Here is a 9677-nt window from a genome sequence, read left to right on the forward strand (position 1 = left end):
AGCGGCGGCGTGCGCGAATGCCAGGCCGCCTACGCCGTGGGGCGCCACCTGGCCGCCGGCATCGCCATCGGCCTGCTGCACGGCGACATCGCCCCGCCCGGCGCCGTGCCGGCGGCGGACCTGGGCGAGCTGCTGGGCGCGGTGGCCGCCTGCCTGCTGGACTGAAGGCGCCCGGGCAGGCGGTGAAGGGGGCGTTCGCAGCCTTTTCGAACCTTTCAGGCCGCACGCCGGGAGATTGATTGCCCTGTTAGCTATGAAAATAGTAGCAAATGCCCTGGCCGGCGAATCCGCAACCGTTTGTGTATCGTGCAGGCATGACGACCGCCACCTCCCCCCACGACGCCGCCCCGGCCGCCTCCGGCATCCACAGCTACGAGCCGCGCCAGGGCCACGGCCTGCCGCACGACCCCTTCAACGCCATCGTGGGGCCGCGCCCCATCGGCTGGATCGCCTCGCGCAGCGCGGCCGGCGTGCTCAACCTGGCGCCCTACAGCTTCTTCAACGCCTTCAACTACACGCCGCCCATCATCGGATTCGCCAGCATCGGCGCCAAGGACACGCTCGCCAACATCCAGGCCACGGGCGAGTTCGTCTGGAACCTGGCCACCCGCCCGCTGGCCGAGGCCATGAACCGGACCTGCGCCGCCGTGCCGCCCGAGGTGGACGAGTTCACGCTCGGCGGCCTCACCCCCGCGGCCTCGCGGATCGTGTCCGTGCCCCGGGTCGCCGAAAGCCCCGTGGCCATGGAATGCCGCCGCACGCAAATCGTGCAGTTGCAAGGCGCGGACGGCGAGAAGGTGCCCACCTGGCTGGTGCTGGGCGAGGTGGTGGCGGTGCACATCGACCGCGCGCTACTCAAGGACGGGGTGTACGACACGGCCCATGCCGGGCACATCCTGCGCGCGGGCGGCCCGGCGGACTATTTCACGGTGGGGCCGGAGCAGCTGTTCAAGATGCACCGGCCGCGCTGAGCGGGCCTGGGCGGGGCCGGCCAGCGGCTATGCTCCACCAACCCTTTTCCATTCCACTGCAGAGAACCGACACCATGAACCCCACCCGACTGATCGCCATCGTTTTGATCGTGGCCGGCGCCCTGGGCCTGGCCTACGGCGGCTTCAGCTACACGAAGGACACCACCGTGGTGAAGGTCGGTCCGCTGGAGATCTCGGCCAAGGAGAAGGAGACCGTCAACATCCCGCTGTGGGTGGGCATCGGCGCCATCGCCGTCGGCGGCCTGCTGCTGGTGCTGGGCGCGAAGAAGTGATGGGGATGCGCGGCCCGCAGCCGGCCCCTGCGCGGTGCGGGGCGGCTGCGATGGAACGGGACGGCCCGGCATGAGGGCCACCGCGCTGCGCCGCTTCGCCGTGCGCTGCTGGTTCGGCCTGCTGTGCATCGTCCTCGGCCTCGCGCCGGTGCTGCTGCTCTTGCTGTCGTGGCCGCTGCTGCGCCTGCTCGGCTGCGAAGGCAACGAGGGCTCGGGCATGCAATGCGCCGCGGCCCCCGGACTGTCGGACGCGGCGTATTCGGTGCTCATGATCGGTGCGTGGGGGTCGATGTTCACGCTGCCCTCGGCGCTGATGCTGTACCTGGCCGGGGTGGGAGTGCGCTGGCTGGCGCGCCCGCCGGCGCAGCGGTAAGGCCGGCGCGATACACCGCCGAAGACGTTCGCCTCCCGGGCATTCGCGGCCGGGGAGCGGTCAGCGCGTGAAGTCGGCCACCACCTTGCCGATGCGGGGGCCGGTGCGACTGCGTTCGATGGCCGCCGGAATGCCGTTGAAGCCCACGGTATCGCTCAGCTTCGAGATCAGCGAGCCTTGGGCAATTTCCTGCGCGAACTGCGCCAGGAGCACCGCGTCCGCCTGGTTGACGAACCACAGTCCGCGACGGCCGGCAGGGGTGCGTGCGGCGATGTCGGGCGCGGCCGCGCTGACGATGGCGCCGCCTTCGGCCAGCACGGCCCACGAGCGATCGAGCGCCTCGCCGCCAACGTAGTCCAGCACCAGGCCGATGCCCTGCGCCACCGACTCGAAACGCTCGCTTCGGTGGTCGATGGCGTGGTCCGCGCCCAGGCTTCGGACATGGTCGAGGTGCGCTGCGGAGGCCGTGGCGAAGACCTCGGCGCCGGCCCGCTTGGCGTACTGCACGGCATAGCCGCCCAAGCCGCCCGCAGCGCCGTGGATCAGGATGCGCTGGCCTGCCGCGATGGGCCCCGCCTGGTGCAGGCTCTGCCAGGCCGCGACGGCCGCCACGGGAATGCCGGCGGCCTGGACATCGTCCAGCCCCGCGGGCGTGTGCACCAGATTCGCCTCGGCCACCGGCACGAATTGCGCGTACGCGCCGAGCCGACCCAGCGGGCCCATGACGCGGTCGCCGACCCGAAAGCGCGAGGCCCCCGGCCCGACGGCCTCGACGGTGCCGGCCAATTCGATGCCGAGCACCGCGGGCAGGGGAATCGGGAACGCCTTCTGGACCAGGCCTTCGCGGACTTTCCAGTCGATGCCGTTCACGCCGGCCGCGCGAACCCGGACCAGCACCTGGCCGTCGCCGGCAGAGGGCTTCGGGATCTCGCCGATCTCGGCGGCCGACGCGCCGCCGTAGGCGCGGATCAGGACCGCGCGTTGGGTCGTCGTCATGGGAGGTTCTCCTGTCCAGGTGTCGATGGCGGGGCGCGCCGTTTCAGGCGGCTGCGCCGGCCAGGCCCGGGTAATCGGTGTAGCCCTTGGCACCACCGCCGTAGTAGGTGTTGTGGTCCGGTGCATTCATCGGGGCGTTGGTTTTCAGGCGCTCGACGAAGTCGGGGTTGGCCAGCACCATCTGTCCGTAGGCCTCCAGATCGGCCAGGCCCGACGCCAGGTCGGTGCCGATCTGCTCGCGTGCACGCCCCGGGCGGTTCACGATGAGCGTGCCGCGCCAGAGCTTGCGAATGTCCGCCACCAGGGCTTCGTCGCCCACGTGCATCACATGCACATAAGCCAGGCCCAGCCGGGAGAGTTCGGCGCTCAGGTAGCGGTACAGGGCCGGCCCTTCGACCCCCTCATCGATGCCCCCCAACTGGGCGCCGGGCGACAGGCGAATGGCGGTACGGTCCGCGCCGATTTCCTCGGCGATCGCGGTGGCCACTTCGATGGCGAAACGGGCGCGGTTCTCGATCGATCCGCCGTACTGGTCGGTGCGGGTGTTGGCGCTCGGGGCGAAGAACTGCTGGACCAGATAGCCATTCGCACCGTGGATTTCGACGCCGTCGGCACCCGCTTCGATCGCCCGCCGGGCGGCCCGGCGAAAGTCCGCCACGGTGTGTTGGATCTCCTCGGTGGTCAGCGCGCGCGGCTCGGGGATGGGCTGCATGCCCGTCATCGTGAACATCGGCGCGCCGGGTGCGATCGCCGAAGGCGCCACCGCCTGCCGGTGGTGGGGCGTGTTGTCGGGGTGCGACATGCGGCCCACGTGCATGAGCTGGATGAACAGCCGCGCGCCCTTGGCGTGCACGGCGGCAGTGATGGCCTGCCAGCCGGCCACATGGGCATCGGTGTAGATGCCGGGGGTGGTGAGATAGCCCTGGCCGTCGTCGGAAGGCTGCGCGCCTTCGGAGACGATCAGCCCGACATCGGCGCGCTGCGCGTAGTAGGTGGCCGCGAGGGCCGTGGGCGTGCCGTCGGGCGCGGCGCGGGAACGCGTCATGGGCGCCATCACGAGGCGGTTCGAGAGGGTGTAGCGGCCGACGGTGGCAGGGCTGAAAAGGGCGGTCATGGGTTTCTCCGGTTGCGACGCTGCATCTTCGATTAACCTACCCATGAGATAAAGATGGCTTGGTGGGAATGATTGATCCAATATTGACGCAATGGCCCTCGAATACCTGAACGACATGGCGCTTTTCGTGGAGGTGGTGAAAGCCAAGAGCTTTCGCGCGGCCGGCGATGCGACGGGCGTGCCCAACTCGACCTTGTCACGGCGGATCGGCGCGCTGGAGACATCGATCGGCCTGCGCCTGCTGCACCGCACGACCCGCAGGATCGAGCTGACCGAAGCGGGACAGATCTACTACGAGCGCTGCCGGCGCATCGTCGAGGAGGCGCGGATCGCGCACGAGCAGCTGGGCGACCTGCTGGCCCAGCCCAGCGGGGTGCTGCGCGCCTCGCTGCCGGTGGACTTTGCGACCATCTATGTGGCGCCGCTGATCGCGGAGTTCGCCCGCCGCTATCCGGGCATCGCCTTCGATCTGGACCTCAGCCCGCGCCGGGTGGACCTGGTGGCCGAGCCCTTCGATGTGGCCATCCGCATGGGCGAGCAACCGGACTCGACGCTGGTCGCGCGCCAGCTGGCCCGCCTGACCACCCACCTGTACGCATCGCCCCGGTACCTGCAGGCAGCGGGCGAGCCCGCAGACCCCGCCGCCCTGTCACAGCACGTGTGCATCGGCTCTCCGAAGCTCGGCCCATGGGTGCTGAACGCCAACGAGGGAGGGGCCACCGTGGAAGTCGCTATCGGCCAGCGCTTCAAGGTCAACAGCGTGGGGATGTGCCGCAGCCTGGCCGTGCTGGACCAGGGCATCGCGCTGCTGGCGGAAGGCGTCGTCGCGGACCACGTGGCCGAGGGGCGCCTGCGCCGCATCCTGCCCGGCTGGTACGGAACGCCCGTCCCGGTCTACGCCTTGACCGAAACGCGGCTACTGCCGGCGAAAACGCTCCGTTTCATCGAGTTCCTGCAGGAGCGCCTGGCCACCGGTGCGTGAAGCCGGCCGCAAGGTGCACGGCCCGGCCGCCCCGGCCGCCGCATTCGCGCCATTCAGCCCCCGGAAGGCCCCTGGTGGAACACCAGGTCCTGCACCGGCTGGCCGCCCACCAGGTGGCTTTCGATGATGCGGTCCATGTTGGCGGGCGTGACGTCGTAGTACCAGGTGCCGTCGGGCTGCACGCACATCACCGGCCCGCCCTTGCAGGCGGCGAAGCAGCTCACGCGGCTGCGCTTGACGCGCAGCTCGCCATCGTTCAGGCCCGCGGCCTTGAACTTGTCGCCCAGGCTGTCGAACAGGGCCTGCGCCTGGCCGTCTTCGGCGCAGCGCGGGCCGGTGCAGATGAGGATGTGGCGGCGGTAGGCACCGATCTTCGGCCGGATGGCCACGCGCACCCCTTCGGGCGCTGCGGTCGTGGCGGTGGCGGTGGCGGTGGTGGGGTCTTGCTGGCTCATGCCTCTTCCTCGGTGGTGGCGACGGCCTCGGCCGCCAGGGGCTGGGCCAGGGTGTCGCGAATGTAATCGGCCGGCAGGCGGTGGCGCCGGGCCAGGGCCTCGATGCTCTCGCCGGCCGCGTGATCGAGCTGCAGATTCTCCAGCCAGCCGTTGAGGCCGGTGGAGAGCGACCGGCCCGGCCGCTCGCCGGCCCGCGTGGCGCCGCCGCCCTCCACGTCGTACTTGTTGGCGTAGCCGCGCGGCGTGACCATGAGGCCGTGCTGCACGATGGTGTTGCTGTTGCCGATCAGCACCGTGCTGAGCATGCCGATGTCGGCATCGCACATGGTGGCCAGCGTGGCGAACTCGATGCGCTCGCGGCGGCGGTAGGCGCTCTTGACGATGGCCACCGGCGTGTCCGGACTGCGGTGGCGCAGAAAGAGGCGCTGCGCCTCCTCGATCTGCCGCGTGCGCCGGCCGCTCTTGGGGTTGTAGAGCGCGACCACGAAGTCGGCCAGGGCGGCGGCGTCGAGCCGGCGCGCGATGGTGGGCCAGGGCGTGAGCAGATCGGACAGCGAGATGGCGCAGAAGTCGTGCGTGAGCGGCGCGCCCACGCGGGCGGCGCAGCTGTTGATGGCCGAGGCGCCGGGCACGATCTCAACCTCGATGCCGCCGGGCTCGACCACGCCGTTCTCGTCGAAGGCGGGCGGCGTCCAGCCGGCCTGGAACAGCACCTCGAACGTGGGGCCGGCCATGCCGTACACGCCCGCATCGCCCGAGGAGATGAGCGCCACCTTCTTGCCCTCGCGGGCGCGGGCCAGCGATTCGATGGCGCGGTCCAGCTCCTCGGTCATGGACTTGCGGATGATCTCCTTGCCCTCGATGAGATCGGCCACCAGCTTGATGTAGGTGACGTAGCCGATGATGGTGTCGGCCTCGGCGATGGCGGCGCGCGCGCGCGCCGTCATGTGGTCGGTGCTGCCGGGGCCGATGCCCACGAGCATGATCTTTCCTGCGGACATGGTCGCGGGGCCCCTCACGCAGCGGCCGCCGGGGCGGGGGGACGCGACGCGCTGCAGCGTGCGCTCGTCGATGCAGGCGGCCAGCCAGCGGCGGCCGCGCAGGCGGGCGGCGCCGAGCGTGATGCCGATGGTGAGCAGCGGCTCCACCGCCACGAGGCTCAGGTACGACGCGGCGAACAGCGCCCAGTCGGCCACGGGCGCCGCATCGCTGCTGATGGACAGCCAAAAGCCCACCATGAGCGTCACGCCGGCGTAGTACATGGCATCGAGCTTGAGCACGTTGGCCACGCTGATGCGCTGCATGCGCTTTCCCAGGCCGTGGTGCACGGCCACCAGCGGCACGGCCAGGCTCAGGAAGTTGATGGCCAGGTGCGCCAGGTCCTGCGGCTCGAACACGAGGGCCTGGGCGAGCAGCCCCAGCCCGAAGCCGAACAGCGTGGGAATGAAGCCGAACAGCAGGTAGATGGGCATGGCGCCCACGAAATGCAGCTCCGACGGCCCCACGGGCATGTGCCAGACCTGCATGAGCACGCTGAAGAAGAAGGCCGCCAGCACCGTGCGCAGCCAGGCGGTGGGGCTTTTGAGCAGGGGCAGCGCGTGCGCGCCCAGCAGCGCCGTGGCGGCGACGGAGGCAAAGGCGATCTTGTCCTGCGAAAGGATGCCGATTTCGATGTGCATGGTGTGAGCCTTTTGGGGTGAAGAAGGGGAAAGATCGGAACGAAGGGATCAGCCGGCCGCGCGCGCCATGCGCGCGATCGACACGGTGGCGTTGCGGCCGTCCTCGCCGCGCAGCCGGTGCTTTTCCACCAGCAGGGCGGATGCATCGTGCGCGGCGCCGGCCGCCAGCAGCGCCGCGGCCTCGCTGACCGACGGGGTGCCCATGTAGCGCAGCACCGTGGCCGAAGGATTGGGCACGGGCACGGCCGCCAGTTGCGCGGCGGTGTACCACTGCAGCGGCCAGCCGTGGCGCGCCGCCAATGCGAGAAAGGCGGCCTCGTCGGCCTTGGCGGCGATGCTGGCGGCGGCAGCCACGTGGCGCAGGTCGGCGGGCACCTGCGCCAGGGCTTGCAGCAGGCAGGCCTGAACGGTGGCCTCGGGCGTGCCGCGGTCGCAGCCCAGGCCGATGGCCAGCCGCAGCCCACCGGTGCCGGGTGCCGCCGTCATGCCGCAGCGCCCTCCAGCGGCGGGCGGTAGACCACCAGGCGCTCTTGCAGGGCCTGCCACTGCTCGGGCGGCACCGGCGCATGGGTGACCCACAGCACGGCCCGGTAGTGCGCCAGGTCGACATCGTCCAGGCGGTCGAAGCAGGCGATGTTGGCGGGCAGCGGCGTGGGGCGGTTCCACCAGTCGCGGCGGCCGGCCTCCTGCACCACGGCGATGGGCTCGCCGTTGACGACGTGGGCCGACACGCGCGTGATGTTGATCTTGGGCGCCTCCACGCGCCAGCCCAGGTGGCGCCCGAGGATGTCCACGGGAATGGTCTTGCCCACGTCCGACGCGGTGGTGAGCACGGGCGTGGCGCCGATCAGCGCGGCGATGCGCTCGCTCCAGTCGTTGGCGCCGCCCACATGGCCCGACAGCACGGGGATCACGAACTGGCCCGCGTCGTCCACCACCGTCACGCCGGGGTCCTCGTCCTTGGATTTCAGCACCGGCGCGATGAGCCGCACCACGGCGCCGAGCGAGACGAAGAACACCAGCTGGTCGTAGGCGGCGAAGAGCGGCGCGATCTCGTCGCGCAGCGCGCCTTCGTAGGCCCGCACGGTGTTGGGCAGGCCCTCGAACGCGCTGGCGAACTTGGCCGCGGTGCACACATGGGCCTGCGGCACGTCGCGGGCCAGCTGCGCGGCCTGCGCGGCGCCGTGGCGGGTGATGGCGACGAGGCACACGCGCACGGTCTCCAGCGGCTGCGCGGGCGCGGAGAGCACCACGGCGGGGGTGGCGGGGGAATTCATTCGGCAGGCTCCGGTTCGGATAGGAAGGCGCCCACATCGGCGGGCGGGGATTTCTTGAGGCAGCCTTTGATGCGCTCGCCGCGGATGCGGTGCGGGTTCTTGACCACCATGAGCGAGAGGTAGCTGACCTTGGTGCCGCGCAGGGCTGGCAGGTCCGGGCCGTTCACGCAGCGCTCGTCGGGCGCGCCCACGCGCTCGATGAACTGCGTGTGCGGCAGCAGCCCGCGCCGCACGAGCCAGTCGATGAGCTCGTCCATCAGCGGCTTGACCTTCATGAGCACCAGGGTGTCGAAGTCGGGCAGCAGGCGGTCCACCGCGCCCACGCCGTAGGCGGCGGGGACGATGGCGACCGTGTCGTCCTGCTCGGCCAGCGGCATGCCGCGCGCGGCGCAGGCGGCGGTGAAGGCGTTCACGCCCGCGATCACCGGCACCTCGATGCGCGCATCCAGCGCCCGCACGGTGCGCGCCAGGTGGCCGAAGGTGGCATAGGTGCTGGCATCGCCCTCCACCAGGAACAGCACGTCATGCCCGGCCTGAAGCCAGGGCAGCACGGCGGCGGCGGCGCGCGCCCAGGCGCGGGCGAGCTTGTCGCCGTCGTGCGTCATGGGGAACAGCAGCGTCTGGTGCGTGGCGGGCGGCGCCAATCCTGCGCGCTGCGCGATGTCGAAGGCGTAGCTGGGCGTCTTGGTGCTGCGGGCCGGGTAGGTCCACACGGCATCGCTGCGCTGCAGCTGCGCCCAGGCCGCGCGGGTGATGAGGCCGGGGTCGCCGGGGCCGAGCGACACGCCGATGAGGCGGCCCAGGGCGGCGCTGGACGGGGTCGTATCGGTCATGCGCCCTCCTCCACCACCGACGCTGCCGGGGCCTCCGTGCCCACGGCCTGCGCGCAGACGATCCACACCGGGTTCTCGGCCGCCATGCGGTGCATGTGCAGGATGGGCTTGCTGCGCGCGGCCTGCAGCTGCAGCACGTCCCACGCGGCACCCGCGGCCTGCAGGGCCTGCGTGGCGGCGGCCAGGTTCTCCAGCGTGACGAAGTTCATCACCAGCCAGCCGCCCGGGCGCAGGCGTTCCAGGCACAGCGCGATCAGCTCGGCCAGCTCGCCGCCCGAGCCGCCGATGAAGACGGCGTCCGGGTCGGGCCACGCATCCAGCCCCTCGGGCGCCTTGCCGTGCACCAGCGTGTGGTTGGACACGCCGAAGGCCTGCACGTTCTGCCGCGCGATGGCCGCATCGGCCCCGTTCTTCTCGATGGCCCACACATGGCCCTGGGGGCACAGGCGCGCGGCCTCCAGCCCCACCGAGCCGCTGCCCGCGCCGATGTCCCACACCCGGCTGTCGGCGCGCAGCTGCATGCGCGCCAACGACACGGCACGCACCTCCTGCTTGGTGATGAGGCCCTTGTCCGGTTGGCGCTGGTGGTAGGCCGCATCGGGCAGGCCGAAGCGCACCGGCGCGGGCCGCTGGCGCGTGCGCACCAGCAGCACCACGTTGGGGTCGGCGAAGGCCTGCTGCGCCGCGTCGGCCGGCGCCAGGTC

General features: G+C 71.2%; 12 protein-coding genes and 1 pseudogene. 4 read left to right on the forward strand and 9 right to left on the reverse strand.

Going from position 1 to position 9677, the window contains the following annotated elements; translation table 11 throughout:
• The first annotated feature begins 314 nt into the window (after positions 1–314).
• The 3 genes from AC27KI_RS14580 to AC27KI_RS14590 all read left to right on the forward strand — a co-directional run bounded on the left by AC27KI_RS14580 (position 315) and on the right by AC27KI_RS14590 (position 1637).
• Positions 315–971, forward strand: coding sequence for a flavin reductase family protein (locus AC27KI_RS14580; RefSeq protein WP_487114452.1), 657 nt, complete (start codon positions 315–317; stop codon positions 969–971).
• A gap of 74 nt (positions 972–1045) precedes the next feature.
• A complete protein-coding gene (locus tag AC27KI_RS14585) occupies positions 1046–1264 on the forward strand; it encodes a hypothetical protein (protein WP_272566235.1) in 219 nt (72 codons plus the stop codon).
• Between the two features lie 70 nt (positions 1265–1334).
• Positions 1335–1637 carry a hypothetical protein gene (locus AC27KI_RS14590; protein ID WP_487090115.1) on the forward strand — a complete coding sequence of 101 codons (303 nt, stop codon included), beginning with the start codon at positions 1335–1337 and terminating at the stop codon, positions 1635–1637.
• A 60-nt stretch (positions 1638–1697) separates the two neighbouring features.
• Here AC27KI_RS14590 and AC27KI_RS14595 read toward each other — a convergent pair whose 3' ends face one another.
• Together AC27KI_RS14595 and AC27KI_RS14600 are read right to left on the reverse strand one after the other, a co-directional pair.
• Positions 1698–2633, reverse strand: a complete 936-nt coding sequence (locus tag AC27KI_RS14595) for an NADP-dependent oxidoreductase (protein WP_487090114.1) — start codon at positions 2631–2633, stop codon at positions 1698–1700.
• A gap of 43 nt (positions 2634–2676) precedes the next feature.
• The gene (locus AC27KI_RS14600) at positions 2677–3747 is read right to left on the reverse strand and encodes an alkene reductase (protein ID WP_487090113.1); all 1071 of its coding nucleotides are present in this window, start codon (positions 3745–3747) and stop codon (positions 2677–2679) included.
• Between the two features lie 91 nt (positions 3748–3838).
• On the opposite strand from AC27KI_RS14600, the gene AC27KI_RS14605 reads away from it, so the two are divergent.
• Entirely contained in the window at positions 3839–4729 is an 891-nt protein-coding gene (locus AC27KI_RS14605; RefSeq protein ID WP_284430455.1) for a LysR family transcriptional regulator, read from the forward strand.
• Positions 4730–4782: 53 nt separating this feature from the next.
• Here AC27KI_RS14605 and AC27KI_RS14610 read toward each other — a convergent pair whose 3' ends face one another.
• The 7 genes and pseudogenes from AC27KI_RS14610 to cbiT form a co-directional block, all read right to left on the reverse strand.
• Positions 4783–5184: a (2Fe-2S) ferredoxin domain-containing protein gene (locus AC27KI_RS14610; protein WP_284397158.1), complete on the reverse strand. Its 402-nt coding sequence runs from the start codon at positions 5182–5184 to the stop codon at positions 4783–4785.
• Positions 5181–6185 (reverse strand): precorrin-3B C(17)-methyltransferase, encoded by a 1005-nt coding sequence (gene cobJ, locus AC27KI_RS14615; RefSeq protein WP_272566244.1) that lies wholly within the window; start codon positions 6183–6185, stop codon positions 5181–5183. The genes AC27KI_RS14610 and cobJ overlap by 4 nt, the downstream gene beginning before the upstream one ends.
• A 129-nt stretch (positions 6186–6314) precedes the next feature.
• Positions 6315–6863: pseudogene (locus AC27KI_RS14620) on the reverse strand (energy-coupling factor ABC transporter permease); the annotation flags it as partial.
• 48 nt (positions 6864–6911) lie between these two features.
• Positions 6912–7349, reverse strand: coding sequence for a cobalamin biosynthesis protein (locus AC27KI_RS14625; RefSeq protein WP_284425163.1), 438 nt, complete (start codon positions 7347–7349; stop codon positions 6912–6914).
• Complete coding sequence (locus tag AC27KI_RS14630) at positions 7346–8140, reverse strand: cobalamin biosynthesis central domain-containing protein (protein ID WP_487114454.1); 795 nt, start codon at positions 8138–8140, stop codon at positions 7346–7348. The genes AC27KI_RS14625 and AC27KI_RS14630 overlap by 4 nt, the downstream gene beginning before the upstream one ends.
• Positions 8137–8973 carry a precorrin-2 C(20)-methyltransferase gene (gene cobI / locus AC27KI_RS14635; RefSeq protein WP_487114456.1) on the reverse strand — a complete coding sequence of 279 codons (837 nt, stop codon included), beginning with the start codon at positions 8971–8973 and terminating at the stop codon, positions 8137–8139. The genes AC27KI_RS14630 and cobI overlap by 4 nt, the downstream gene beginning before the upstream one ends.
• Positions 8970–9677, reverse strand: a 708-nt coding sequence (gene cbiT / locus AC27KI_RS14640) for a precorrin-6Y C5,15-methyltransferase (decarboxylating) subunit CbiT (protein ID WP_487114458.1), incomplete at its 5' end; no start/stop codon positions are given. The genes cobI and cbiT, both read right to left, overlap by 4 nt.

This window comes from Acidovorax sp. KPB24-03 (assembly GCF_057546605.1).